Source organism: [Clostridium] aminophilum (genome assembly GCF_900101295.1).
GTDB classification, from domain to species: domain Bacteria; phylum Bacillota; class Clostridia; order Lachnospirales; family Lachnospiraceae; genus Clostridium_R; species Clostridium_R aminophilum_A.
The window spans coordinates 1-25,227 of sequence record NZ_FOIL01000035.1 but is presented as its reverse complement, the minus strand read 5'-3'; the positions used below and the strand labels follow the sequence as shown (position 1 = coordinate 25,227).

Sequence of the window (25,227 nt, the reverse complement as noted above, 5' to 3'; positions counted from 1 at the left end):
GGATTCAGGTCGAGATGGTTGTATGTGCTAATTTAAATTTAGACCACTAAATTTAAATTAGCACATACATATGTACCTTTATGCGTATCCTGTTACTTACTTTTTAAGTGAAGTAACGGAGTATCCGCACATTGTTGGCAATTCGCAGATCTTTGACAGAATGCTGTATTTATGGGGCTTCGGAGTTACGAAGCTTCGTTTCGGAATATCCGTGAATGGGCTTTTTCGGATGATTATGAAATAAAGTGGTCAAATGAGTGGTCGCTAAGTGTTGGACAAGGTTGTTGAATTGCTGCGGAATGTTGATTATATAGGGGATTTAGGCTTTGCGAAGCGTCGTAATAAACCAAGATAGCCAGAAAATCATATTAACATCAGGAGCGTCTCTTTGGAGGTGCTTTTATTATGCCCATCGGGAGGTGATTGCATGGTCACATTAAAGGGAAAGAAAGTAAGCGTCAAATAGGCTCTTTCCAATATTAGTTGGCATTAACGTATAACAGTTCGTGCAATAGTACTTTTGATTTCAGTAGATGGAAGCTGTTCCTTCCGTACATGATGCGTTTGATTAGTTTGATTTTAGTTACGCTTCCTTCGAGAGTGTGAAATTTTTTATGTAAATAGCCTTCTATGATGTTAAAAGTTGAGCCGGTGAGCACGTATGATGCTGACCGGCTCTTGACTTACTATTACCAAACAGCAGAGCGCATGTCAATAAGGCTGGCCGTTTTGACCATCCCATTTATTTGCGTCTGAAGTTTCTATAGCCTTATTCAGGCATCCTGCCCTCGTACATGATGGCCATTTCTCCGTAGACCTGGCCCCAGTTCCGGATCGGCATAGACCACTTCTTTGTTGCTTCGAAAGTGGACAGATACAGAGCTTTCAGAAGTGCCTGATCACTCGGAAATACGCTTCTCTGGCGGTTCAGCTTACGGTATGTAGAATTTAGGCTTTCAATGGCATTGGTGGTATAGATGACCGTTCTAACGTCTGCTGAAAACTTAAAAATCGGTGTGATAGCATCCCAGTTCGTTCGCCAGGATCTCATAGCAGTTGGATACTTCTCGCGCCATTTTTCATCGACTTCATCCCGGATCTCAGCTGCTTTGGTCTCATCCGGAGCATGATATATTTTTTTGAGATCAGCAGCAAACGGTTTACGATCCTTGTCTGCAACAAATTTCAAGGTGTTACGTACCTGATGTACGATGCAACGCTGGTATTCTGTCTGAGGGAAAGCGGTTGAAATGGCATCTTTGATGCCTGTCAGGCCATCTGCACATATGATCATGATATCGTGAACACCGCGATTTTTAAGGGTATTCAGGACAGATAACCAGTATTTGGCGCTTTCTGTCTGACCAACTTCGATGGTCAAGACTTCCTTACGGCCTTCAAGGTTGATGCCCAGAATAACGTATGCTGCAAGCTTTCGGATGACGTTATTGTCCCTGACAGAATAGTGGATTGCATCGATGTAAACCACCGGATAGATCTCATCTAACGGTCTGTTCTGCCATTCTTCAATCTGCGGCAAGAGTTTATCGGTTACGTCTGAAATGAAGCTTTCAGAGGCCTCAAATCCATATATATCCATAAGAGTATCGGAGATCTGACGAGTTGTCATACCCTTGGCATACATGGAGATGATCTTCTGATCGATACTGGAGATATCCTTCTGGCGTTTCTTTACAATCTGCGGCTCGTAAGTTGAATCTCGATCCTGCGGAACATCAATGGTCATAGAACCGTAGCTGGTGTTAACCTGCTTCTGCTTTGTTCCATTGCGATAATCCGTATGCTCTGAGCGATCAACACGCTGAGATTTTCCGTAGCCAAGGTGTTCATCCATTTCGGCTTCCATCATTTCTTTGATGGTTCCGCCAAGCAGATCCTTTAGCGCATCCTGAATGTCCTCCGCTGTTTCGATATCGTATTCTTGGAGAAGCTGTGAGATGATGGCACGTTTACCATCTGTCATCTGAACATGATGTACCGGCTGTTTCTCTTTTCTTGCCATAATTTTAGGCCTCCTATGATTTAGTGTATCATAGAAGGCCATGGTCAATTCATTTTTACAGACTTTTTCTCACACTCTCCTTCCTTCTGCAAGACCATTATTATAATCATACTTGATAGCATTCCTTACAGCCGCACAATCCTGATTGAGCCCTCCTAGAAACGTTTGTAGTTCGGGTATAGCAAATAATGAAGCTTTTTTGACCCACCCGTTCAGGTTGGCAGCTTTTTTCGAAAACAGAATCTCATGAAATTCTTTTATTAAAGAGTAAAGACCGGCTAGTTCCGGATATTGTCTGAGTAAGGCTTCATACTGCCCCTTTGTTATGAGTTTTACTTCCTCCAGCTTATGATAAACAAGTTGGGTTAATGTTATCCTGTGGACGATGTCTTTCCCTTCCGCGCGTTTGACACTTTTTGCGTGGACCCGTTCCTTTTGCATATACATCCTGATAGCAGCCACCGTACCACTATACCCCTTAAGCTTTATTGTGTCATAGATTTCAGTGTATGTTCTGCCCGCAGCGCGCATTTCTATGACTTCTTTTTCATATGCAGCCATTTTCCCGTAGCGTTTCCGGTCGTAATGTCCGCTGACCACAGAATAGTTCGGATCCAAATAGGCCTCTACTGTTTTGGGCGTATGATGTGTAGCCTTGGCTATTTCTGCAATGCACATTCCTTCCTTATACATTTGCTTGATATCGCTGATTTCTTCTTCCTTATGTTTTACAGCTTCCTGGTGCTGTCTTTCTCGCTGAATGTGTCTGTCTTCAGGTATTTCATTTTCGGGAATCGCAAGATATTTTTCGATAGTCTTGCAACCTGAATGAAGCAGATATGCTATTTCCTGAATTGTCAGTCCTTCTGCGCGTTTGGCATGCGCATATCGGATTCTTTGAGCCCGGTTTGCAGTATCATACAAACATTTCATCTCTTCAGAAACATCAGTAGAAGCCGCTATTTCGACACGAGACGGGAATGTATTTTTGATATACCTGTCAACGACCTCGGAAAGGTTCTTCAGAAGGTGAAAACGGTCCGTGACCTGGATGGCATTCGGGTGGGCTTTGGTAGATGCTGATGCGTAACCAGAAGCTCCGTCTCTGGATATCATTTCTATATTCGGATATGTGCTGAGCCACTGACTCACCGTATTCGTATCTCTGGATGGGATCATATCTATGATCCTGTGGGTGTCCCAGTCGATCATTACTGTTCCATATGTTTGCCTACGCCTTAAGGCGAAATCATCAACACAAATCCTAAAAACCTGAGACTTATCCACAATTACAGGCATTTTTTTTAAGCATGCTGCAGATTGTGCTCTTCCCTACACTTATGTTTTCCCCTTTCAGGAGTTTACTGGAACATACGGAACTAACTTCTGATGACATCTTCAGAATCCTGTCGACCAAACGATTCGTTTTTCTTGCGTTGCTCGTTGCAAATGGGTGTTGTTCCGAGAAATATTTGTGGCTGCATTCTTGATTCAGACATTGCATCTTTCTAGTTGCCACGATCAGGATCGTTTTCTGGTTGGAAACAGGCAGATCCTGTATTTCTCTTGAGTGATATGAATGCACCTTGCCTGTTTTTCTTCCGCAGTAGGGGCACTCCAATTCATCCAATTCTGATCCAATATGGTATACAATCATTCCTTCTTTGTTTTGAATTCGGCTTATTGTATAGTTTCCTCCCAATGAGCTGATAACTGAGTCCATTGCACCACCTCCCGTTATTGATTATGATGATACAAATATACCGCTTTAATACTTTAATATCAACTATATATGGAAAGAGCCTATTTGACGCTTACGAACCGTCCGTTCTTTTGTTCGAGAGTGTGAGTTTTTTCGTAAATAGCCCTATAATGCTTGATTCTTATGCGAGCTTCCCCATTGCAAGTTTCGCAGCATAATCAATGGCATTCACGAGGCTTAATTCATTGCTTTTTCCGGTTCCGGCAAGAGCCCAGCCGGTTCCGTGATCGACGCTGACGCGGATGATCGGAAGACCGAGGGTAATGTTCACGCCTTCCACCGCTTTCCAATCCTGTTTCTCCCGGTCATAGACGAATCCAACGGTTTTCATCGGAATGTGTCCCTGATCATGATACATAACGACCACGATGTCGTACCATCCTCCGATCGCCTGGGAGAAAATGCTGTCCGGCGGGAGAGGTCCAAGGACCTCAATTCCCTGCTCTTTTGCCGCCTCAATTGCCGGCTGGATCTCATCGATTTCTTCCGTGCCGAACAATCCGTTTTCTCCGCAATGCGGGTTTAATCCGGCAACGGCAACCTTTGGATTTGCGATTCCCATGTCTTTGCATGCCTCCGCCGCCAGCTGGATGCATTCGAGCACGCGGTCCTTCTTTACGCGGTCACACGCTTCCCGAAGAGATACATGAGTGGATACGTGAACAACCCGGAAGTCGTGATGCGCAAGCATCATCGCGTAGCGTTTGGTTCCCGTATAATCCGCATAGATTTCCGTATGTCCGGAATAGTGGTGTCCCGCCATATTGATGGATTCTTTGCTGATCGCATTGGTTACCGTACCATCTACGAGGCCTTTCATCGCCAAATCGATTACGGTTGTGACGTAGGAAAATGCCGCCTCTCCGCCGAGCGCACAGGCTCCAACGCCGAAAGCGGCGGGAGAGTCTTCCGCAGAGTGATCCGGAATGGAGGAAGACGGGACTTTATTCATGTCGACGAGATCAATGGTTCCGTATGTAAAGCGTGCTTCGTTTACTTCCGAAATCACATGGATTCGAAGATCAATTCCCGAGACCTTTCGGGCAATGCGGCATGCATATTCCATGCAGGACGCATCACCCACGACAACCGGTCGGCATGTCTCATAAAGATGTTCGTCAGAAAGCGCTTTGACCGTTATTTCCGGCCCGTTTCCAAAGGGATCTCCCATGGAAATCGCTATGATCGGTTTCTTGTTCATTGTAATAACTCCTTTAAATCCGAAATCAGTGTGGGCACGCCAAAGCCGCCGGATTTCGATATAATATTATACGTTTTTCCATGGATAGAAACCATGGATAAAACGGTACCGGCTACAAGCTCCCTGCATGGCTGCATTAGCCGGATGTTTTCCGCCTTCATAAAGCCCATTAAGGTGTCGCCTCCCGTGATCAGCATGGTTGCGTCCACGCCAAGGTCGATCAAATCCTTTACCAGCTGTCCCATCGAGCGTGAGATGAGAACCGGAACATCTTCCCGGCGAATTCCGTCTTGATCGGCAAAATCATAAGCAGTTTCACATCCTGGAAGCGTGTTTGTGTCCAGAATCAGGTCGTTTCCCTTATTTAGCCAGTCTGCCCAATCCTTAACGTTCGTTTTCCCTTCCTCGGAGGTAAAATGCTCCTTTCGCAACAGTGTTTCCGGGGAAATCCGATCTCTTCGAAATCCCTTGTTTTCGGCATCATCCAACTGGGTGACGGTGATCGGATTGACGCTTCCGCACACGACAAGCATCGGTTTATGCTCAATGTGGTTTTTCGCATTTCCACGATGGAGATCCAGAAGTTCCGGTAATACTGCCGCGAAGCCAGCGCAGCCTGCCATTACGTGAAGCCTGTCTTTTTTCTTCAGTTCTCCGGCTCTTTTTTGAATATCTTCATCATTTTCCGCGTCATAGATGAGAATCCCTTCTGCTTCCGAGCTGTCTTCTTCACACGAAATGGAATGAGTTCGGAGATTGGTTTCTTCCGCAAGGACATCCATGACGGAAGAGTGCCGAACCGGATTAAAGGGGTCCGATCCAAAGACACTATCCGCTACCGGAATCCCGTCAATGTATTGAATTCCATGAACGGTTACACGTTTTGTCCTGGGAAACGCCGGAATAAAGTGAAGCTGTTTTTCACCGGTCGCATCCAACACGGCCGCAAGTTCACTTCCGACATGCCCGCGAAGCGCAGAGTCGGTTTTTTTGTAGATAAACGGAATTCCGGCATTTTTTGCTTTTTCGCTAAGATGTTTCACCCTCTGATAAGCTTCCTGCGGGGCAATATGTCTGGACTCCGTATCAATCACCAGGACTTCTTTTTCCGCACTCACGTCATCCCAGCAAACATCACAATCCAATGCGACCAGCGTGCCGTCGGAGCTCTTGGCAAACTGGATTCCGGTATCCAGCGCGCCGGTCAGATCATCTGCAAGTACAATCAGTTTCAGCATCTTGTTGTTCCTTTCCATCGTTGTCTTTGTAACACGTATCGGTAAGGCAGGATGTTCCGCTCCCGCCTTACCGAAAAAAGTATGATCCTTATGCTGTTACGGATGGATTGGCTTTTCCCTTGGATTCTGCTTTATGAAGCGCGGTAACCAGGATCGGGCAAAGAATCGCCGTTACAATGATCGCTGCTGAAACCTGAACGGTTGCAACATCACCGACTGCTGTTGAGATAACCCCCGCCGCAGCAACCGCCGCCGGCGTGCTCGCTGCATTTCCGGCTGTGGTTCCGATGGCTGCACCGACTTCCGGATGCTTAAAACGAAGCGCTTTGTAGATGAGATATCCTGCAAGTCCCGTAAGAAGCGTCGAAGCGATACCAAGTACGATTCCGGCAGGACCGGCCTTTACGATCGATGTTAACGTAAGACCTGCTCCAAGCGGAAAGGCAAAGAATGGAATCAGGAGAGAGGCTCCCGGTGCACAGAATTTTCGGATATCCGGATCGAGATTTCCGAGAACGCAGCCGATAATGATCGGGATGACACAGCCGATCAGAGTGTTGATCGGAACCGCATATCCGGCAGCTCCCAGTGCAAGTAAGGTAAAGAACGGTCCATCATTGATGGAAAGAATGGATACCGCACCAACATCGGTTGCATCGCCATATTCTCCGGCTAATGCCGCATAGAGACCGCCGTTGGAGTTAGCGATTGCCGCGATGATCGCGATCGGAGCAAGTCCAAAGATTCCTGCCTCGCCAAAGACCCTGCTGACAAGAATCCCGATCAGCATTCCAACGGTGACCTTAATTGCGGTCAGAAGGCAGCCTTTTTCCACGGTAACACCAGCCTGTTTTACATCAATCGTTGTTCCGTTACAGAACAGGAACGCGGCAAGAATCGGCATCGCACCGGATTTCCAGAGATGTACGGTAAATGTTCCGTTATACATTTCCCAGAGCTGTGGAAAACAGGTGTTTACAATTGCACCAAGAAGAAGCGGAACGATCATCAGACCGCCCGGAACCTTCTGAACCGTTTTCATTATCTTCATGATAAACCTCCGAATGGTTTTTCTATCGAAATCAGAATGTACCTGCAGTTTTGTAGATTCCAAACTCGCGGTGACCAAGTGCTTCCGCCTTGGTCATTTTTCCGTTACATGCCTCCACGATCATCTGGAACGCTTCTTCTCCGATTTCTGCAATGCCCGCACCGTCAACAATGATTCTGCCGGCATTGATATCAATGTTATCCGGCATATTGTTGTATGTATCATTATTTCCGGTAATCTTCACTACCGGAGCGATCGGGCTTCCGGTCGGAGTACCCCGTCCGGTTGAGAAGATGATGACGGTTGCTCCGCCAGCGACCATTCCGGTGATCGAATCGATGTCCTGTCCCGGAGTATCCATGAAATAGAGACCGTGCGCTTTATCTAACGGAAGGATTTCAGAGTATTCCAGAGCGCCCTGGAAGAGAGCGGAAGTGCCGGCCTTATACATACAGCCAAGAGATTTCTCTTCAATCGTGGTAAGACCGCCCGCTTTATTTCCCGGCGTCGGCTGTCCGGTCCGGAGGTCTTCTCCGAGATCAAGAGCTCTTTGCTCTGTACGGTGAACCATATGAAGGAATTTTTCTTTTTCTTCTTCGTTCACAAAACGTTCTGCCAGAATGTGCTCTGCGCCGATGACTTCTGTGGTCTCACTCAGAATGCTGGAACCGCCAAGGCTGCAAAGCTTATCGGATACATATCCAATGGACGGATTGGATGCAAGACCGCTGGTCGGGTCCGATCCGCCGCATTCCATTCCCAGAATGATTTCGGAAAGATCACCTTCCACCCGAACCATCTCAGAGAGCGTTCTCTGCATACGGGAAGCAATTTCTGCGCCTTTGGCAATTGCCTTTAACGTTCCGCCACAACCCTGAATAGTGATCCATTCCACCGGCTTTTTCGATACAGCGATGCGGCTCGCAAGTTTTTCTGCCTGAATTCCGTCACAGCCCAGTCCCACTACAAGAACTGCACCGACATTCGCATTCACGCCAAAACCAACCAGAGTGCGTTCCACCTGCTCTGAATCAGATCCAATCTGGCAGCAGCCGTGCTGATTCGGAACGGAAACCGCTCCCGGAATCTGCGCAGCGATTTTTTCTGCAGTATCGGTTGCACAGACCGAGGTCGGAAGAATCAGAAGGTGATTGCGTACTCCAAATGTACCATTTTCACGTCGATATCCTGTAATTTTCATAGCTTTACCAATCCTTTCTCTCTGCCGTCAGGTCATCGCCGCGACCTCTGGTACTCGAAATATTATGGACATGTACATGGTCCCCCGGATGAATGTCTTCAAGTGCAAGACCGATGATCTGCCCATATTTATACGCATATTCGCCTTTTTTGATTTCTGCGGTCGACATCTTATGATACTTTGGAATATCGCTGGTTACGGTGTATTTTACCCCCTCAAATTCGAGCGTTTCCCCTTTGGCGATCGGTCTAAGACAAGTTACCAGATTGTCCTTAGGGTTAATATGGATTACATCATTCATAAGTCTTCCTTTTCCTCCAAATACTCTGTTGACAATTTCATACGTATTCCATTGCGCCTGTCAGTTCTGCCCTTATAGTAGAAGAGAAGATCCGATCCAACAACGAGGTGAGTTTATTCTAACTGTTTTATATAGGAACAATTTTTTGAAATAGTGAAATAATACTTGATACGTGATTCATTTTGACACATACTTAATCTATCTGTTCAACCAATTCTTGTGTCAGCGTGAAAGGAGAACCATGCTGCAGAAAGTACGAGTACTTGGAATTGCACCATATGATTCCATGAAAACAACGATGATCCGGATCGCCAAACAGTTTTCCCGGATTGAATTGGTGGATGCACTGGTCGGGGATCTCGAAGACGGTGCAGACATCGTAAAACACTATGATGAAAGCAAATATGACGTCATTTTATCGCGCGGGGGCACCAAATTATATATCGATGAAGTTGCAAAAAAACCTGTTTTTGAGATTCCTCTTACGTATCCGGATCTGATGGGAATCCTGAAACTGGTGGAAGGGTTTTCTGGGAAAATAGTTATTCTTTGTTACCCGAACATTTCATCGGATGTCAAAATGGTTTGCGAATTATTAGAGCGTTCCTACGATATCTTTACAGTTCATTCCTGGAATGACGCAAGGGAGAAGGTCAAAAGCGCAAGGGATCAGGGGTATCAGTTAATTATCGGCGATGCGGTTTCTACATCGTATGCCGCAGAATTCGGCCTTCAATCCATGCTTCTGGTATCCGGTCCCGAAAGCATTAAAACCGCCTTTAATGACATTCTGCGCGTTTATAAGTATTTTGATTCCATCAATACCGAGTATCAGAATATGAAGTCGTTTCTCTTATCCGCCCCATCCTACGACTTCAGTATGAATGCCGGGGGTGAGATCATTTACTCCGCAAAACGGATACCGGATCGGATTACAAATGCCTGCAGAGAGTTACTTCCGATGCTTTCCGACCGTAAAGCTCTGGAGAAAAGCATGTCACAGAAAAAGGTCGGAAAAGAAATGTTCTTTATCCGCTCCGTTCGTGCCAAAATGCCTTCTCCTGTCTGGTATTTTTCGGTGAATGTCTCCATTTCCGAAACGGGACGACATACCCGTTTTCATGGGATGGATGTCTTTTCCCAGGAAGATCTGACCATCTATGCCAAACAGAAAGAAGCGGTTCATAGCGGAGGTTTTCTGGGAAATGTCGCAGCAGCCACGCTTTCGAAGCATTCCGATATCGTTCATTCATCCATGCCGATTCTGGTGACGGGAGAGAAGGGGACTGAAAAAACAATCATTGCACATCAGATCTTTCTCACAACATCCGGCAAGAGAGATCTTCTGTATCAAATCAGCGGAAGCGATCTCTCTGCAAAACTCATGGATTACTTATTTTACAGCGTTCATTCGCCGCTCTTTTCGCTGAACACCTGTGTTCTGTTCAAGGAAATGCAGTATTTATCGGATAACGTGTTTGGGGATTTTTTGGAGCAGCTTGCGCAGATTCTTCCCAATGTCACTTGCCGCGTGTTGCTGACCTATGAGTACAATCATTTTGAACACACGCACAATGTTGACGAGATGCGGATCAACCGCATCAAAAACCGTTTGAAGTGTAAAGAGATCCGGATTTCTCCGCTTCGAAATAACATCACGAATATCGCCAATTACGCGCTTCTGTATATTCATGAGCAAAACCAGCTGAATGGAACCAATATCATTGGCCTGGAACCGGAAGCAATGGAACTTCTCGAATCATATTCGTGGCCGAACAACACCAATGAGTTGGAGAGGATCCTAAATGAGGCTATAAAAACGGCCCGGTCGCCCTGGCTGACCGGGAGAAGGATCCGGGAAATATTGCGGGAAGAGGGAACCCGGCGGGAAAGTACCGGCGGGTTGGCCGGCGGTGACATTGATTTGTCCCAGACACTCGAAAAAATCGAGTATGATATTATCCGGAAAGTTCTGGAAGAGGAAAACATGAATCAGGCGCGCACTGCAAAACGACTCGGGATCGGAAGATCAACCCTTTGGAGGATCCTGAAAAAGGATTTTTAGAGACAACGCTTCAGATCCCAGGAAAAGGATGTTCGGAGTACTTGACAGGCAGAACCGATCATAGTAAAGCTGTATTGGTATCAGATACAAGTACAGATAAGGAGATTAGAAATATGACTTTTTCAGCAAAAGAAGTGATAAAACGAAGAAGGAGTGTCCGGACATTTGATGGCAGGCAGCTCTCCGCAGAAGATAGAAATAATCTGGAAAAATACATTTCCTCACTGAACAACCCGTTTGGCGTGCCGGTGGAGTTTCAGCTTCTTGAGGCAGAAGAGCATCAGCTTACAAGTCCGGTTATTCTTGGAGAGCATACGTATCTTGCGGCCAAGGTGCGGAAAGAGGAGCATTTTGAGATCGCATTCGGATACAGCTTTGAAGAGGCGTGTCTGTATGCGGAGTCTTTGGGAATAGGGACTGTCATGCTGGCGGGGTCTTTGAGCCGGGGTACCTTCGAGAAAGCAATGAACGTTGAGAGTGGAGAGGTCCTCCCGGCAGCAAGCCCGGTGGGATACCCTGCCGATAAAATGTCCATTCGTGAGAAACTGATGCGAAAGGGGCTCAAAGCGGATGGCAGGATGGCATTTGGAGAGCTCTTCTTCGATGGCGCATTTGGAAAAGATCTTTCGAAAGAGAGCGCGGGAGAATTTGCGGAAGGCCTGGAAATGGTAAGGCTTGCACCTTCGGCCGTAAATAAGCAGCCATGGCGTGTGATTGTTCAGGGGAATAAGGTTCATTTCTATGAGCAGAAGTCCATCAATGACAGTGATCTGGGAGATATTCAAAAAGTGGATGTAGGGATTGCTCTGTGTCATTTTAATCTGACCATGCAGGAAAATGGTGTATCGGGTACCTTTGTATTTCAGGATCCGCAGATAAACGTGCCGGAAAATGTCCTTTATATTGCAACATATGAGAGGACCGAATAATGGATACGAAGTTTTCATCCGCAATACATGTGCTGATTCTGATATCTGAGGCGGAGTATCCGATGACATCAGAGATGATTGCAGCAAGCGTGGGCACCAATGCCAGCTACATCCGAAAGGTTACCGGTCTTTTGAAGAAAAAGGGGATCATAGAGAGCAGGAAAGGAGTCGGCGGTTTTCAGTTGACAGTAAGCCCGGAGAAACTTTCTTTATATAAAATATATCAGGCAGTTTCGGAGACCGATGAAGTCCATGTATTTGATCTGCATCAGAATCCCAATGACCGTTGTGTCGTAGGGAGACATATAAAGCCGGTACTTACGGATGTATTTCGTGACATTGAAGAAAAAGCCGAAAAAGAACTGCGAGATACAACCCTTGCGGATTGTGTGGACAGGATGAGAGAACAGATTGAGAGCGATCATTTGTGAGAGTCCGCATTCTTTTGGGCAGCCGTGTATTTTATGAAAATTAGGAGGATGTTTTGATGAGCAGAGTAAATTTTGGAGTAAAACCGTTGATGTATCCGCAGCCGGTACTGATTATCGGAACCTATGATGAGAACGGAGTTCCGAATGCGATGAATGCGGCCTGGGGCATTACTACGGATTTCGGGGAAATTACGATCAGTCTTTCCGATCACAAGACGACAGACAACCTCAAGGTAAAGGGAGCTTTTACCGTAAGTATGGCAACGGAAGACCAGGTGGTTCCCTGTGATTATGTAGGTGTAGAATCCGGAAGAAAGGTTCCTGACAAATTTGCCAAAGCCGGTTTTCACGCTACTAAGAGCGAGTTCGTAGACGCACCTTTAATTGACGAACTTCCTCTTGCTCTGGAATGCAAGGTGAAAAGCTTTGAAAACGGAATCCTTATTGGCGAAATTATCAATGTTTCTGCGGATGACCGTGTAATTACTGACGGTGCTGTAGATATTACAAAAGTTAAGCCAATCAGCTTTGATCCTTTTGGAAATGCATATTATGGCGTTGGAGCGAAAGTAGGCAATGCTTTTAAAGATGGAATGACATTAAAATAAGGTTTTGAACGACATAGTCGCGTTATGACTCATTATGACTCGTTCTGCCTGACATTATGATTGGTTCTGTCAGTCATTAGCATTTTTACGTATTAGACGGTCACGTGTTCTGAACGATGTTGAACAAAAAAGGAAAATTGCGTATAATAGTTCACGTATCATAAACTGCCGCCGGGTAGCAAAATGTCACGTCAGATTTCATGTCATTAGGCCGTAGAAGACATGAAAGGCTGGCGCTTTTTCAATTCTAATTTCTTTAATCAGCAAGGGGATAGAATAGAGAGGTGTATCATGTTCAGAAAAATGAGACGATTCAAACAGCAGGTGTCCGATGACGAATGTAAGAGAGTTCTGAATGAACAGAAGAGAGGCGTTTTGTCTCTGATCGGCGAAAACGGGTATCCTTATGGTATTCCGATCGATCATTGGTATTGCGAAGAGGACGGCTGTCTTTATTTTCATGGTGCACAAGAGGGGCACAAAATCGACGCGATCAATAACTGTAACAAGGCTTGTTACACGGTATATGATGAGGGATTTCGAAAGCCGGGAGAGTGGCCTCTGAATATAACAAGTGTCATTATATTTGGGCATATCGAATTGGTAACCGATGAGGAAAAGGCAAGAGAGATATGCACTCGACTTGTGGAAAAATTTACCGATGACAAAGAATATCTTGAGAGGGAATTGAAAAATGCACTTCCGCGGGTTCAGTGTCTGAAACTGATACCGGATCATATGACGGGGAAACTGGTAAATGAGTCATAATACATTTGAAACATAACAGAATTTCGAAAGGGATCGGGAGACCGGTCTTTTTCTTTTGACCAAATTCAGGTTGAATCGTATGGCGGGCAGATCCGGGGAGATTACGGTTGAGATCGGCGGGGGATGACGTACAATAAGTTTCGCAAATTCAATTTCATAATAAAATAGACATAGTCTATTGCCGTCGGTAAAAAAGTGCATCCTGAGCATCACGTAATTCACGTTTAAGACGAGCAATTTCCTTGACTTCGTCAGAAGAGTAGTTACCTGATCCTCTGGCGGGAATATCACCATCATTATCTTTGAACTGGGCTTCCCACCTTGCTAAGGTGCTGGTGCCTATTCCGAGATTTTTGGCACATTCAACCTGTGTGAGATCAGGATGTTCCTTGCGATAGTTGACAGCATCCAACTTGAACTGTTTTGAGTGTTGTTTGTTTTTTTGGGGCATAATGAGTTCCTTCTCTTGTATTATATGCTATCTAAGGGATTAACTCATTTTAAAATGTACTAATTAGTGTATGCTCAGCAACCGCCTAATTTTTCAGACGGCTGCCTCATATAAACAATTGTACCTTGAAAATATCAAAATCAATTTTTGGAACAAAGAAAGCCTGAGGAGGCAATCTAAGTTCATGGATATGATCGATAGTGCTATAGAGCTTCGACTTGTTTCTTCAAGTTTTGTCATGATTAATCCAAGACCGTGACTATGTTTTGATAATGCAAATTTTCGCTCTACTTCAATTCTGTCAACGCTATCCACGTACTCCATGTGCTTATCAATTGAAACATTCTTTCCGGGCCTTCCTAAAGCTGGTCCCGCAAGTCTTATCCCGCGTGCTTTACAGTATGCAAGATTTTCTCTGTTTCGGTAAATCTTATCTGCAAGTGCTCGTTTAGGATAATGACCATTACGCTTAAAGAAATTCTCAATAGCAGATATCAATACTTCGCTTTCATTGTATGCGTCGAATGATATTTTTTCCAATCTGCCGAGTCCATTTTCAATACTAAGATCGATCTTGGCACCGAATTCTACAGGCGATTTGCTCTTACCTCTGACTATCGGTCTCACAAAAGGTTGGGATATGCTTACAATCCTATCAGGAACAGTGTGAACATTGTTTTTATACATGTATTCCTGCTGTTCATATACTTTATCAATGACAGCTATTCTTTCCATCTGGTGCTTATCAGGATAATATCCATAACTCATGAACCACTCAATGTAATTCCTGTCACGCTTGATGTATTGAAGTTGTTTCTTGATTGCCTTACGTATTTTCTTGGAAGATCGTTTCTTGCATTTAGCCAGGGCAAGGTAATCTTTTCTCGCATTATTTTTGTACATGCGAGGTTTTAAAAGGTTATGCTCGTAACAGACAGATGAAATAATTGCTTCAAGGTTTTCTCTTGCTTCATTTAACAAGTTTATGTCCTGTGGAAATGCAATGTTCTGCGGAGCACACGTTGCATCAATTATCATTGTACCTTTGTTTTCAGAATTACCATCTGATGGATGATCATTTTTGTCGTCATCATTTTTGTTGTAATCAATGATTAATTCATTAATCTCTGCGAGCTTTTCGTCGGTAATTCTTTTACGAAATTCAACCATCAAAGAAGGTGCAAATGGTTTTTCTAATTGGAATCCAGGCAATCCAATAAAATACTGATAATATGGATTCTCCTGGATTTGTTCAACGAGTTCCCTGTCAGAAAATCCAAACTTTTTTTGAATCAGGAGTGCACCAAGTGCCATACGTAATGGCTTTGCCGGCATTCCGCAATCGGATGGAAATAAATCTGCATACACAGCTTCTATTTCATCCCAGGGAATCATAGCAGCTTTTTTAATCCATTTATTCTCTGGATCAAGTTTTAGACCCATGGGCTGATTGAAATCCTGGAGACTAAACTGATGATTTTGATTTTTCTTATACATGGGATTCTCCGTGAAAGTGCAAGGTTTTTGAGACAATTTAATGTAATTCCTTGCATTAATTATCTCATGTACAGGCAAAAAAGTCAGTAAAATCAAGGCTTTTTGATTGTTGAGCACACACTAATTAGATGCTAACACTAGTATGGTTTTTTCTTGTTATTGAATTAAATTCTATTATAATAATTTGTGGAGCCTGTGGAGATAATCCATGATTCCTATATTTATAGAGATAATGTAATTAACAATCACTTTGTGATTTAATCGACTTTCAAAAGATGAAGGTGCTATTCGTATTTATTGGGGCCCCTTTTAAGGAGGTAATATGGACGAAGAAAGACAAAAATTAGAAGATACTTTGTTACCTGGGAAGAATGAGGTATAAAAAAGATATAATTAACACAAGGATTAAGGAGTAGGAGATAGTAAAGAATATGAAAATAGAGGGCGAATGGCATAATAAAAAACAGTTATTTGAACGAGTAAAAACTTCTTTGAAAAAAATATTAATAAAAATTGAGCGAACAGATTTCGCGGAAGTTTTTGTTATGCTGATTATTTTTTTGCTGGTTGTGATTGTTGCTCATTTCTTTATTCATCGCACATTCGAAGAAATGGTTAACAGTCTTGTGGATTGGACAATGTTTTCATCGGCATTGATAGCTTCCATTATTACCGTTTTTGCACGAGCAATCAAAGATTGGTTTTATAATCGGATAGAAGATGATGTCAAACTTGAATTGAACGTGAGCGAGTTGCAAAGAATATATAAAGACGAAGCGTTTGAGGATGCAACAGCGCTTAATAATGAACACATAAAAAATGGAATGATAGAGGGAGAGGGAAACGCAGTTATTCCTATTGTTTGTTGCGCAAAATTCGATTCTAAGACAATAATTCAGATTCAGGATAACGAAAATTCATATTATGAGTTGCCATCGTTTGTTGAACAAAACTTTTCGACACTAATTTCTGCGCATCAGTCATCGAATATTTATAATAACTTAAATGTTAGAGTAAAGGATTGGCGTTTTGAGGATAACCAATTCTTGATGGAGACGGAACGTACTTTTTATTTGAATTCGATGGCTACAAATCGAGCAATGGATTATGAGTTAGATGGAGGACTCACTGTTCGACGTGTTTTAGGTCAAGGATCGAAGCTTGTACCATTAGGAAATTCCCGATTATCAAACCATCTTGGTTTTAATGGAATGGTAGAATCAAAAGATGGAATGTGCCCGTTGGTTTTTAGAAAAAAGAATGTCTCCATTGGAAAAAGAACATATGGCAATAGTATAGGTGCAAGTTTGAAGACGAAGTATGCCTTAACAGACGGAGTCTTTTCTTTTTTCGGTTTAATCAATGCTGTTAAAAATGAGATAGTGGACGAATTGGGAATTCAGAAAGATTTAATTGGGGAGATTCATTTCCTGAATGCTTATCGAGAAGTAATAGAGGGAGGAAAACCTCAGTTATTCTTTGTTACGGGAATTGAAAAAACGGCGCTCGAAATAGAGCAGGATTTCATGAAGTATCAGATGAAAAAGAACGGTAATGATGAGGAAAAAATGGAGCGTGATGGTGACACGCTGGTATGGATAAAAACAGAGGATATTAGAAATAGAATGTTATTTTTTGCCGATCATGTCACATCGAATGTATCTGTGTTTGATGGGAAAAAGTTCAATGAAGCACGCCATGACCTGCAAATGCTCCCGTCAGCTTCCGGATGTATGCTGTTTTTCCAAAGATACTTAGCAAGAAAAAACGATTAAGAACGAACATGAAAACAATAGAATCATTGATACAAGGAAAAAAGGACGACTGCTCTTTGTGTGAGGATGGTCTTTATATTGGAAAAAATGTAGTAGTTGTAATTGATGGTGCAACAGCTCAGTCGAATAAGATGTTTTTTGGAAAAAGTAGCGGTCGGTTTGCGAGGGATATTTTGCTTGAGGTGGCAGAGCAACAAGAAGATTTGCTCTGTAGAATGTCTGCGACAGAGGCGCTTGCGTTCTTAAACGACAAACTGGGAAAATCGCTTCGGGAATCTCTATCGATTGAGGAATATCCCAGAGCGAGTGTTATGATTTACAACGACAGAAAACACGAGATATGGGGATATGGAGATTGCCAATGCATGATTAATGGTGAGTTGTATAACTTTGAAAAGGAAATAGACCGTATCAACTCGGAGAAACGTGCACAGACAATTGAAGGGGCTTTGGGAAATAAAATATCGGTAGAGAAATTGCTCTTTCACGATGTTGGCAGAGACGCTATTGAGGAAGGTCTTAAAGGCCGCTTTACGTATGAAAATCAACCGGGGCCATTGGGATATCCAACACTAAATGGCTATAGTTTCTATGAACCCTTTGTGTTTGTAAAGCACGTGGAAGGAAATTCGGATATTATTTTAGCTACGGATGGCTATCCGGTGTTGAAGAATTCCTTGCAAGAAAGCGAAAAAGAACTTGCCAGAATTTTAGTGTCGGATCCATTGTGCTTTCGTGAGTTTAAATCGACCAAAGGATTAACTCAGGGCTCGTTGAGCTTTGACGATCGAACATATTGGAGGGGTCTTGTTTAATCCACACCAACTAGTATTTAATATTATAAAGAATGTTTCGAAATCCAATCCTGTAATCGCTGGGATTAGACGTTTTTTGTAATGTAGTCAGTTTTTGATTTCCACATTACAATCGGAATCACCCGTTGCTACGTAGAAAAAGACTTTTGAACTCTATCCCAATGTGAAATTAGTTGTTCTGGCGCACCTTTATGGTACTCCGGGAAAGATGGAGGATAATAACTTCATTTCCGGAACGTCCTGCTGTAATGCAGGAGGACTTGCACATTGACAATTCACATACGATTGAAATCCAGTTAAAGGATCTTCGGATTCGGATCAGCAATCAGGCAGATCCGGCCGTACTAGCCAAAACACCGCGATTGCTGAAGGAGCTCACATGCTAGGTGATATCTCTAACGCGGACAAGATTTATATCGGAACTGGATACACCGATATGCGAAAATCCATCGACGGCTTATGCGCGGTGGTTGAACAGGAACTGAGGATGAATCCCAGTGAGAATTCCCTTTTTCTTTTCTGCGGAAGACGCAGAGACCGGATCAAAGCGCTGTATCATGAGCCGGACGTTTTTTTTGATTTATAAACGTCTCTCCGTAAAAGGTGGCTATCAATGGCCGGGAAGAAATCTGAGGTCAGAAATTTGACCTGTAGAGAGTTCGACTGGCTCATGTCAGGCATCGATCTGGACCAGCCAAAAGCCCTTAAAATGGAGTAAACACTCTAATAAAATGGCTTGACAAGATGTACGAAAAAGTCGCTACATACCGCATAAAAACAGCGTTTTTTAGTTCTTCTCTCCCTTTAGAAAATGCCACATTTTTGGTATAATAAAGGCATTAATCGGAAGGGAGAAATGAGATGGCAACCAATGCAAAAGACATCCAGCTGCGGGAACTGAAAGATACCATCGTTCAGTTGAATGAAACGGTTCGCGGCCAGAATGATCTCATAAAATCTCTTCAGAAAACGATTGAACGAAACGCAGAAGCGAATTCAAACCTTCAGGAAAAGCTCAAGGTTCTTCAGGAGCAAAATGATTATCTGACGAAAAAACTTTTTCGGTAAAAGCAGCGAAAAGCGGACGTTTGATATTCCGGGGCAGCTCAGTCTCTTTAACGAGGCGGAAGTAGAAAACGAGAATACTCCGGATGACGAATTCGCCGAGCGTGTTGTGAAAACCCGCAAGAAGAAACCGAGTCTGGAAGACCAGTTCAAGGGCATTCCGGTTCGGAAAGTGGTGTTTGATGGGATAAGTGGTGGACAATGCTGTATTTTACCGATTTCAAAAGAGCAAACCCAAAATGAGGTATATAAAGGCCAAGAATATTTAGGTGTATATCCCTACCTCGTATGCGTATCCTGTTACTTACTTTTTAAGTGAAGTAACGGATTATCCGCACATTGTTGGCAATTCGCAGATTTTTGACAGAATGCTGTATTTATGGGGCTTCAGAGTTACGAAGCTTCGTTTCGGAATATCCGTGAAGGGGTGTTTTGTGAACATTATGAAATGAAGTGGTCCAACGAGTGGTCGCCAAGTGGTGGTCAAGGTCGTTGAATTGTTGCGGAATGCTGATTTTACAAGGGATTCATGTTCTACGAAGCCTCGTAATGAACCAAGATTTGGACAGGGTTATTTTCTGGTTTGCCAGAATAAAAACTTGCAAATAGTGACATATGGAAGTACCATAAAGTTGAAATGAACGGTTTCGATTTTGTGAGGTGAGCCGGATGGTATATGATTATATAATTGAAAATTACAAAAATGGTGAGCCGATATTTTTGACTGAGTTGCCGGGCGATTCAAAAGACTATCTTCGCCAGGAAATGAAGAAACTTGTGGATGAGGGCAAGTTAGAACGCTTATATAATGGCGTATATTTTATTTCCTATGTTACAATCCTTGGAACAAAAGGAAAGGTTTCAGTGGATAAATATATCGAGAAGAAGTATCTTGGGTCAGAAGAAAAGGTGGAGGGCTATATAACGGGATTACAGCTTGCGAACAAATATGGATTTACAACGCAGAATCCTTCTTGTTATGAAGTTTGTAGTAATGAAGCATCGACTAAACAGCGTAAGCAGGAGATAGATGGAAATACCATTGTTGTATATAAACCGGTCGCAGAGGTGACGTCTAAAAATAAATCAGCATTACAGTTTTTGGATTTGATGTCTGTGATTGACAAGTATAGCGAGATTTCCGGACAAGAATTTACTTCAAAGCTAAAAGATTTTGTCAGCTCAGTAGGTGTGGATTTTTCGGTTGTAAAACAGTACTTGCCATTATATCCGGATAAAGTTTATAGAAATATCTATGAAGGAGGTTTGATGGGTGAGCTGGTATAGAAGAGGATTTAGAAATGGAAAGAGCTAGATTAGCAGAACTTGGTTTTGAAAATCGAGATGAAGCTGTTGGCTTCTTAAAGAAATTGTGGAATGGCGAAGAAACTGTATGTCCTATATGCGGGACAGTTTTGATTTCACTTCATAAAAAGGCCAAGAAGGATAGTAGTGATTGGCAATGTAAGAATTGTGATAAGTCGTATAGGGCGATGTATCTTCTTGATGAGATTAATGAGCAGATGAAATAGATGATAGAGTAACTTTTGGTCCATTGGACCAGAAGTGATGTAAGACAGGAGAAATCCTGTCTTATTTTTTTGCGCAAAATTTCTGCAGATTCAGATCATATGTGTCCCATATGTATTTTGAACGGGTGGAAATAAGATTTTTTTGTAATCGGTTCTGACTCGTTCCAAATAGTAGATGAAGGGATGAAGAAAAAATCTTCTTGGTTTAGTAATGGGCGATTTTTCAACCCAAATGTATGTTGAGAGAAAAAATTCAGAAATCTTGTCCTCGATTTAGTAATGGGCGGAAAACCACCCCAAATGTAATGTGAAGGATTTAAGAAAAGCATTGAAAAGAATTCTTCATTTTTCTAGTAATGAGTCACTTACTGAACCAAATGAATTATGAGCGGAAAGAACAGGAGGTTTAATTAATGAATATTGCAGAAACATTAAAGCATCTTGGAAATCATTGGGAATTATATTGCTTAGCAGGAGACGGAGAGTACAGCTTAGATAAAGCAAAGAAATATTTAATGGATAAGTGCGGAAAACCGGAGTCAACTGCTAGAGCTAAGATGAGTGCTTTTCGATATGCCAGAGACAGCTTGATAAAGATAAGCAACGATGGAAAACGATACTTCATGGATCTGGAAAAACTGAATCTTTTAGAGATTTGAAAACGATGATGGGATGGTGCCTCAGATGGCTATGGCGAAGCGTTATGTAGAGAATTGGGAGAAGGTTAGGCAGGAACATATTGGACTGCTTCTGTGGGGCAATTTGGGTTCGGGAAAGACCTATATGGCGGCGGCCATAGCCAATGCTTTATTAGAGCAGGAGAAGAAAGTTTTGATGACCGATTTTGCCAGAATCTCCAATATCTCAAAATTCGATGCAGAGGAATATGTGAAGTCGTTGGATTCATATGTACTTCTAATCATCGATGATTTAGGAGCGAAGCAGGATTCCGAGTTCGCTTTGCAGAATATTGGCAACGTGATTAACCGGAGATGGACTTCGGGAAAGCCTCTGATTGTTACGACCAATTTAGATTTGGCAAACATAAAGAATGTAAAAGAGCAGGAGCTTATGTTTGCTCGAGTTTTAGACAGGATTCTGGATATGTGTCGTCTGATTCACATGGAGACTGCAGAGAGTAAGCGTGTGGCATCCGGTAAACATAAGCACGAGATTTTAAAAGAAATATTTGGAAAGGAGGAGCCTTCGAATGGAAATGGTTAATATTGAGGACTATAAGGATTCAACATTGGCGAAGATGTCGGAGCAGAAGAAGCAGACGGTGCCGATTGAAGCAAAAGTGGCACTCACTGTGAGGGAGGCTGCCGAGTATTCCAATATTGGGATTAATAAGATAGAGAGTTTGCTTCGTACACCGAGATGCCCGTTTGTTCTATATGTAGGGAAGAAGAAATTAGTAAAACGGAAGGAATTTGAAAAGTTTATCGCAGATAATATTGAAATATAGCAACACCTTGTTTTTAGCGGTTTTTGCGCACTTGAAAAATGAAACTACATTGTAAAGAGCACTTGATTAGTGTATAATATACAAGCTGATTTGGGGCTTCTTTAGTAGAAGAAAGGAGTCGCAAATGGGAAAAGACCTTAGAGGTAAGGAACTTGGCGTGGGAATCGTCCAGCAGACGGATGGGCTTTATGTGGCGAGATATACGGATAAACACGGAAAACGCCAGGTGAAACGTTTTAAGACGTTGCAGGAATGCAGACAGTGGATTGCGGATGCGACATATATTGATGAACACACGGACATTGAGAATGCCACTGATATGATTGTGGAGGCCTGGTATGAATACTGGATCAGTATCAAGCAGAAAACCGTGAGGCCAAATACTGTGAGAAACTATACAGAAAGGTACGAGAGAAATATACGCAATGTGATTGGAAAGAAGTTGCTTACGGAAGTAAAACCGATCCATTGTCAGCGTATCTTTTTAGATATGGCAGATGCAGGATACAAGACGTCTACAATCTATCAGACCAGAATTACTCTTTATAATATTCCAATATTGGGATTACGATGAACCTGTATGTTCACATTACCGAAGAGGAGAAAACGAAAGAAATTAATCTTGTGGCGAAGACGCTTAATGTTGGGGGATTTTTTGCCATCCCATGTGTTTTGATGGTACAGTAAATCAATTGGTACAGTAATTGGTACACCTGCTAAGGAACAAGCGTTGAAAACCGCGTAAAATAAGGATTTTTAAAGGAGATATATAGCATTATGAAGTTAGGCATTGTCGGTCTTCCGAACGTCGGAAAAAGCACACTTTTTAACTCCCTGACCAAAGCAGGCGCAGAGGCGGCAAATTACCCGTTCTGCACCATTGACCCGAATGTCGGCGTTGTTGCTGTACCGGATCCGCGTCTGGACCAGCTTGCAGCGTTGTTCAATTCCCAGAAGGTGACACCGGCGGTGATTCAGTTCGTTGATATCGCGGGACTTGTAAAGGGAGCTTCTAAGGGCGAAGGTCTCGGAAACCAGTTCCTTGCAAATATCCGCGAGTGCGATGCGATCGTTCATGTGGTTCGCTGCTTTGATAATGGAAACGTTGTGCACGTTGACGGAAGCGTAGATCCGCGCCGTGACATCGAGACTATCAATCTGGAGCTGATCTTTGCGGATATGGATGTTTTGGAACGCCGTATCTCCAAGACAAAGAAGTCCGCTTTTAACAATAAGGAGGCGGCAGCTGAGGTTGCGGTTCTTCAGAAACTGTATGATTTCCTGGAGAACGGAAAGATGGCTCGCGGTTATGAGCCGGCAGACGATGACGAGCGCGCATTTATCGACACGCTGGATCTTCTCACCTGGAAGCCGGTGATCTTTGCGGCAAATGTGGCAGAAGAGGATCTTGCCGATGACGGTGCTTCCTGCAAATATGTGGAGGCGGTTCGCGAATATGCGAAGGAGTCCGGCAGTGAGGTATTTGTTATTAGCGCCGAGATTGAGGCGGAGATCTCTCAGCTGGATGATGAGGAGAAGAAGGAGTTTCTTGCGGATCTCGGTCTTTCCGAGTCCGGCCTGGATAAGCTTATCCGTGCTTCTTATTCTCTGCTTGGACTGATTTCTTATCTGACCGCCGGCGAGAAGGAAACCCGTGCGTGGACGATTACGAAGGGCCTCAAGGCTCCGCAGGCAGCAGGAAAGATCCACTCGGATTTCGAGAGAGGTTTCATCAAGGCTGAGGTTATCAATTATCAGGATCTTCTGGATTGTCAGGGATACACCGGAGCCCGTGAGAAGGGACTTGTCCGCATGGAGGGCAAGGAATACGTGGTTCAGGACGGCGATGTCGTTGTATTCCGTTTCAACGTGTAAACTCAAAAAACAACATTATCTTTCAGTGAATGTTTGACAGGAAACTAAAGGTGCGATAGAATTGTTCCGTTCTTTGAAAAAATATAAAAAAACAGGAAAATAGCGCACTTTGGGGGGAAATGATGACAAACTACGATAAGTTAATGGAACAGATGACAATCCGTAAACTTGCAGAGCTTCTGGTTACACCGGTGCAGTACGAAAAGGATGAGCCGGCGGCTGAGAAGAACGGCTCTTACAGAGAAAATGTCCAGCATACATTCAAGAGTATTCTCGGAAACACCTATGATACATGTGCACAGGCTGTTATTGAGAATGTTGCATATCTCAAGATGGACGGATCAAACATGTATGATGCGCTGGTAAAGGAAGTCTGAACGGAAGAATGTTCTGCGCAGCAGAACGGGATTCGGATCTCCGGTCGGCACCGGAAAAAGTGAATTTGAATCGTCTCAAATATCGCAATGAGGAAAAGACCTTTCGGTTCTTCGGAACCGAAGGGTCTTTTTGCATGGTGCGCCCGGCGGCGCACGTTTCTAACGGGTGAAAGTCCCGAATCCGCCCGGTAGTGGGAAGGATACAGCCGAAGGCGAGGGTGTCCGCCGCGAGGCGGGATCTGAAGGAAGCCGGATGTGGGAACAGACTAACCACGGGCAAACCTCTGGCCTGACGAACAGAAACCACATATGAGGTCACGCATGAGGGTAAGACTGCCGTACAAGCCAAAGCCCAATAACTACACGGAATCATGCGGGATAGATGAGGCAGGTAGATGGAGGGAAAGAAACGTGTCGGTACCCGGGGAGATCTGCATGGAACGCTCCGAAAGGAGTAAACGCCGCACAAGGATACGAGGCGACGCTGAGCATGCAGAAGTCAGCAGAGGTCATAGTAGCCGAGAGGCGAAGGGCCGAATCAGTAGGAGTCCTTAATACGACCGAGAAAGGAGGAATGCGCACATGGATGCAGAAAACATCAGCAATGATGGCTGCTCACAAAGAGATAGTGCGGAACACAAAGGGTATGTGAGAGCGCATCGCTCATTCAACCGGATATGGAAGGAAAGGGACAGTGCACAGCCGGATCTTTTGGAGAAGATACTGGAAGAGGGCAACCTTAACAGAGCTTTTAAGAGAGTGAAGGCAAACAAGGGAGCGCCGGGAGTCGACGG

General features: G+C 43.7%; 28 protein-coding genes and 1 pseudogene. 19 read left to right on the top strand and 10 right to left on the bottom strand.

Annotation, left to right across the window (positions count from 1 at the left end):
• Positions 1-769: 769 nt before the first annotated feature.
• The 8 genes from BMW41_RS09860 to BMW41_RS09825 form a co-directional block, all read right to left on the bottom strand.
• A complete protein-coding gene (locus BMW41_RS09860) occupies positions 770-2,023 on the bottom strand; it encodes an IS256 family transposase (protein ID WP_074649933.1) in 1,254 nt (417 codons plus the stop codon).
• A 69-nt stretch (positions 2,024-2,092) separates the two neighbouring features.
• Positions 2,093-3,322: a transposase gene (locus tag BMW41_RS09855; RefSeq protein WP_074649932.1), complete on the bottom strand. Its 1,230-nt coding sequence runs from the start codon at positions 3,320-3,322 to the stop codon at positions 2,093-2,095.
• On the bottom strand, positions 3,303-3,746 hold the full coding sequence (locus tag BMW41_RS09850; RefSeq protein WP_074649931.1) for a transposase family protein: 444 nt from the start codon (positions 3,744-3,746) through the stop codon (positions 3,303-3,305). Before BMW41_RS09850 ends, BMW41_RS09855 begins: the two co-directional genes overlap by 20 nt.
• A gap of 160 nt (positions 3,747-3,906) precedes the next feature.
• Positions 3,907-4,986, bottom strand: coding sequence for a 4-hydroxythreonine-4-phosphate dehydrogenase PdxA (pdxA, locus tag BMW41_RS09845; RefSeq protein WP_074649930.1), 1,080 nt, complete (start codon positions 4,984-4,986; stop codon positions 3,907-3,909).
• Positions 4,983-6,224 (bottom strand): four-carbon acid sugar kinase family protein, encoded by a 1,242-nt coding sequence (locus tag BMW41_RS09840; protein ID WP_074649929.1) that lies wholly within the window; start codon positions 6,222-6,224, stop codon positions 4,983-4,985. The genes pdxA and BMW41_RS09840 overlap by 4 nt, the downstream gene beginning before the upstream one ends.
• 88 nt (positions 6,225-6,312) lie before the next feature.
• A complete protein-coding gene (locus tag BMW41_RS09835) occupies positions 6,313-7,275 on the bottom strand; it encodes a 2-keto-3-deoxygluconate permease (RefSeq protein WP_031471760.1) in 963 nt (320 codons plus the stop codon).
• A 31-nt stretch (positions 7,276-7,306) separates the two neighbouring features.
• The gene (locus BMW41_RS09830; RefSeq protein WP_074649928.1) at positions 7,307-8,476 is read right to left on the bottom strand and encodes a UxaA family hydrolase; all 1,170 of its coding nucleotides are present in this window, start codon (positions 8,474-8,476) and stop codon (positions 7,307-7,309) included.
• Between the two features lie 4 nt (positions 8,477-8,480).
• Positions 8,481-8,777, bottom strand: coding sequence for a UxaA family hydrolase (locus BMW41_RS09825; RefSeq protein ID WP_074649927.1), 297 nt, complete (start codon positions 8,775-8,777; stop codon positions 8,481-8,483).
• Between the two features lie 241 nt (positions 8,778-9,018).
• Here BMW41_RS09825 and BMW41_RS09820 point away from each other — a divergent pair, with 241 nt between their 5' ends.
• The 5 genes from BMW41_RS09820 to BMW41_RS09800 all read left to right on the top strand — a co-directional run bounded on the left by BMW41_RS09820 (position 9,019) and on the right by BMW41_RS09800 (position 13,578).
• Positions 9,019-10,842 (top strand): sigma-54-dependent Fis family transcriptional regulator, encoded by a 1,824-nt coding sequence (locus BMW41_RS09820; RefSeq protein WP_074649926.1) that lies wholly within the window; start codon positions 9,019-9,021, stop codon positions 10,840-10,842.
• Between the two features lie 113 nt (positions 10,843-10,955).
• Positions 10,956-11,771, top strand: coding sequence for a nitroreductase family protein (locus tag BMW41_RS09815; protein ID WP_074649925.1), 816 nt, complete (start codon positions 10,956-10,958; stop codon positions 11,769-11,771).
• Positions 11,771-12,202: an Rrf2 family transcriptional regulator gene (locus tag BMW41_RS09810; RefSeq protein WP_074649924.1), complete on the top strand. Its 432-nt coding sequence runs from the start codon at positions 11,771-11,773 to the stop codon at positions 12,200-12,202. The genes BMW41_RS09815 and BMW41_RS09810 overlap by 1 nt, the downstream gene beginning before the upstream one ends.
• A 56-nt stretch (positions 12,203-12,258) precedes the next feature.
• On the top strand, positions 12,259-12,810 hold the full coding sequence (locus tag BMW41_RS09805; RefSeq protein ID WP_074649923.1) for a flavin reductase family protein: 552 nt from the start codon (positions 12,259-12,261) through the stop codon (positions 12,808-12,810).
• Positions 12,811-13,101: 291 nt separating this feature from the next.
• Complete coding sequence (locus BMW41_RS09800; protein WP_074649922.1) at positions 13,102-13,578, top strand: pyridoxamine 5'-phosphate oxidase family protein; 477 nt, start codon at positions 13,102-13,104, stop codon at positions 13,576-13,578.
• 175 nt (positions 13,579-13,753) lie between these two features.
• Here the strand turns inward: BMW41_RS09800 and BMW41_RS09795 are convergent, their stop codons facing one another.
• Entirely contained in the window at positions 13,754-14,029 is a 276-nt protein-coding gene (locus tag BMW41_RS09795; protein ID WP_074649921.1) for a transposase, read from the bottom strand.
• A gap of 93 nt (positions 14,030-14,122) precedes the next feature.
• The gene (locus tag BMW41_RS09790; protein ID WP_074649920.1) at positions 14,123-15,526 is read right to left on the bottom strand and encodes an IS5 family transposase; all 1,404 of its coding nucleotides are present in this window, start codon (positions 15,524-15,526) and stop codon (positions 14,123-14,125) included.
• A 431-nt stretch (positions 15,527-15,957) separates the two neighbouring features.
• On the opposite strand from BMW41_RS09790, the gene BMW41_RS09785 reads away from it, so the two are divergent.
• The 14 genes and pseudogenes from BMW41_RS09785 to BMW41_RS09725 form a co-directional block, all read left to right on the top strand.
• A complete protein-coding gene (locus BMW41_RS09785) occupies positions 15,958-17,301 on the top strand; it encodes a hypothetical protein (protein WP_074649919.1) in 1,344 nt (447 codons plus the stop codon).
• Positions 17,302-17,309: 8 nt separating this feature from the next.
• Positions 17,310-18,116, top strand: coding sequence for a hypothetical protein (locus tag BMW41_RS09780; RefSeq protein ID WP_074649918.1), 807 nt, complete (start codon positions 17,310-17,312; stop codon positions 18,114-18,116).
• A gap of 379 nt (positions 18,117-18,495) precedes the next feature.
• Positions 18,496-18,702 carry an IS66 family insertion sequence element accessory protein TnpB gene (tnpB, locus tag BMW41_RS15415; RefSeq protein ID WP_074649917.1) on the top strand — a complete coding sequence of 69 codons (207 nt, stop codon included), beginning with the start codon at positions 18,496-18,498 and terminating at the stop codon, positions 18,700-18,702.
• 275 nt (positions 18,703-18,977) lie between these two features.
• Entirely contained in the window at positions 18,978-19,184 is a 207-nt protein-coding gene (locus tag BMW41_RS09770; RefSeq protein WP_074649916.1) for a hypothetical protein, read from the top strand.
• Positions 19,185-19,209: 25 nt separating this feature from the next.
• Complete coding sequence (locus tag BMW41_RS15410) at positions 19,210-19,500, top strand: hypothetical protein (RefSeq protein WP_143050850.1); 291 nt, start codon at positions 19,210-19,212, stop codon at positions 19,498-19,500.
• Positions 19,501-19,850: 350 nt separating this feature from the next.
• Complete coding sequence (locus BMW41_RS09765) at positions 19,851-20,468, top strand: hypothetical protein (protein WP_074649915.1); 618 nt, start codon at positions 19,851-19,853, stop codon at positions 20,466-20,468.
• 14 nt (positions 20,469-20,482) lie between these two features.
• Positions 20,483-20,713, top strand: coding sequence for a hypothetical protein (locus tag BMW41_RS09760; protein ID WP_074649914.1), 231 nt, complete (start codon positions 20,483-20,485; stop codon positions 20,711-20,713).
• A gap of 413 nt (positions 20,714-21,126) precedes the next feature.
• Complete coding sequence (locus tag BMW41_RS09755; protein WP_074649913.1) at positions 21,127-21,372, top strand: hypothetical protein; 246 nt, start codon at positions 21,127-21,129, stop codon at positions 21,370-21,372.
• Positions 21,373-21,397: 25 nt separating this feature from the next.
• Entirely contained in the window at positions 21,398-21,937 is a 540-nt protein-coding gene (locus BMW41_RS09750; protein WP_177171217.1) for an ATP-binding protein, read from the top strand.
• Positions 21,924-22,181 carry an excisionase gene (locus BMW41_RS09745; RefSeq protein WP_330386980.1) on the top strand — a complete coding sequence of 86 codons (258 nt, stop codon included), beginning with the start codon at positions 21,924-21,926 and terminating at the stop codon, positions 22,179-22,181. Before BMW41_RS09750 ends, BMW41_RS09745 begins: the two co-directional genes overlap by 14 nt.
• Positions 22,182-22,305: 124 nt before the next feature.
• Positions 22,306-22,755, top strand: coding sequence for a tyrosine-type recombinase/integrase (locus BMW41_RS09740; protein WP_074649911.1), 450 nt, complete (start codon positions 22,306-22,308; stop codon positions 22,753-22,755).
• A 203-nt stretch (positions 22,756-22,958) separates the two neighbouring features.
• Entirely contained in the window at positions 22,959-24,056 is a 1,098-nt protein-coding gene (ychF, locus tag BMW41_RS09735; protein WP_031471780.1) for a redox-regulated ATPase YchF, read from the top strand.
• A gap of 122 nt (positions 24,057-24,178) precedes the next feature.
• A complete protein-coding gene (locus tag BMW41_RS09730; protein ID WP_074649910.1) occupies positions 24,179-24,433 on the top strand; it encodes a hypothetical protein in 255 nt (84 codons plus the stop codon).
• A gap of 582 nt (positions 24,434-25,015) precedes the next feature.
• Positions 25,016-25,227, top strand: a pseudogene (locus BMW41_RS09725) (group II intron reverse transcriptase/maturase); the annotation flags it as partial.

Bases quoted from the DNA above. Each gene is read 5' to 3' on its own strand.
- BMW41_RS09860 (WP_074649933.1), bottom strand. From the start codon at position 2,023: ATGGCAAGAAAAGAGAAACAGCCGGTACATCATGTTCAGATGACAGAT.
- BMW41_RS09855 (WP_074649932.1), bottom strand. From the start codon at position 3,322: ATGCCTGTAATTGTGGATAAGTCTCAGGTTTTTAGGATTTGTGTTGAT.
- BMW41_RS09850 (WP_074649931.1), bottom strand. From the start codon at position 3,746: ATGGACTCAGTTATCAGCTCATTGGGAGGAAACTATACAATAAGCCGA.
- pdxA (WP_074649930.1), bottom strand. From the start codon at position 4,986: ATGAACAAGAAACCGATCATAGCGATTTCCATGGGAGATCCCTTTGGA.
- BMW41_RS09840 (WP_074649929.1), bottom strand. From the start codon at position 6,224: ATGCTGAAACTGATTGTACTTGCAGATGATCTGACCGGCGCGCTGGAT.
- BMW41_RS09835 (WP_031471760.1), bottom strand. From the start codon at position 7,275: ATGAAGATAATGAAAACGGTTCAGAAGGTTCCGGGCGGTCTGATGATC.
- BMW41_RS09830 (WP_074649928.1), bottom strand. From the start codon at position 8,476: ATGAAAATTACAGGATATCGACGTGAAAATGGTACATTTGGAGTACGC.
- BMW41_RS09825 (WP_074649927.1), bottom strand. From the start codon at position 8,777: ATGAATGATGTAATCCATATTAACCCTAAGGACAATCTGGTAACTTGT.
- BMW41_RS09820 (WP_074649926.1), top strand. From the start codon at position 9,019: ATGCTGCAGAAAGTACGAGTACTTGGAATTGCACCATATGATTCCATG.
- BMW41_RS09815 (WP_074649925.1), top strand. From the start codon at position 10,956: ATGACTTTTTCAGCAAAAGAAGTGATAAAACGAAGAAGGAGTGTCCGG.
- BMW41_RS09810 (WP_074649924.1), top strand. From the start codon at position 11,771: ATGGATACGAAGTTTTCATCCGCAATACATGTGCTGATTCTGATATCT.
- BMW41_RS09805 (WP_074649923.1), top strand. From the start codon at position 12,259: ATGAGCAGAGTAAATTTTGGAGTAAAACCGTTGATGTATCCGCAGCCG.
- BMW41_RS09800 (WP_074649922.1), top strand. From the start codon at position 13,102: ATGTTCAGAAAAATGAGACGATTCAAACAGCAGGTGTCCGATGACGAA.
- BMW41_RS09795 (WP_074649921.1), bottom strand. From the start codon at position 14,029: ATGCCCCAAAAAAACAAACAACACTCAAAACAGTTCAAGTTGGATGCT.
- BMW41_RS09790 (WP_074649920.1), bottom strand. From the start codon at position 15,526: ATGTATAAGAAAAATCAAAATCATCAGTTTAGTCTCCAGGATTTCAAT.
- BMW41_RS09785 (WP_074649919.1), top strand. From the start codon at position 15,958: ATGAAAATAGAGGGCGAATGGCATAATAAAAAACAGTTATTTGAACGA.
- BMW41_RS09780 (WP_074649918.1), top strand. From the start codon at position 17,310: ATGAAAACAATAGAATCATTGATACAAGGAAAAAAGGACGACTGCTCT.
- tnpB (WP_074649917.1), top strand. From the start codon at position 18,496: ATGCTAGGTGATATCTCTAACGCGGACAAGATTTATATCGGAACTGGA.
- BMW41_RS09770 (WP_074649916.1), top strand. From the start codon at position 18,978: ATGGCAACCAATGCAAAAGACATCCAGCTGCGGGAACTGAAAGATACC.
- BMW41_RS09765 (WP_074649915.1), top strand. From the start codon at position 19,851: ATGGTATATGATTATATAATTGAAAATTACAAAAATGGTGAGCCGATA.
- BMW41_RS09760 (WP_074649914.1), top strand. From the start codon at position 20,483: ATGGAAAGAGCTAGATTAGCAGAACTTGGTTTTGAAAATCGAGATGAA.
- BMW41_RS09755 (WP_074649913.1), top strand. From the start codon at position 21,127: ATGAATATTGCAGAAACATTAAAGCATCTTGGAAATCATTGGGAATTA.
- BMW41_RS09750 (WP_177171217.1), top strand. From the start codon at position 21,398: ATGGCTATGGCGAAGCGTTATGTAGAGAATTGGGAGAAGGTTAGGCAG.
- BMW41_RS09745 (WP_330386980.1), top strand. From the start codon at position 21,924: ATGGAAATGGTTAATATTGAGGACTATAAGGATTCAACATTGGCGAAG.
- BMW41_RS09740 (WP_074649911.1), top strand. From the start codon at position 22,306: ATGGGAAAAGACCTTAGAGGTAAGGAACTTGGCGTGGGAATCGTCCAG.
- ychF (WP_031471780.1), top strand. From the start codon at position 22,959: ATGAAGTTAGGCATTGTCGGTCTTCCGAACGTCGGAAAAAGCACACTT.
- BMW41_RS09730 (WP_074649910.1), top strand. From the start codon at position 24,179: ATGACAAACTACGATAAGTTAATGGAACAGATGACAATCCGTAAACTT.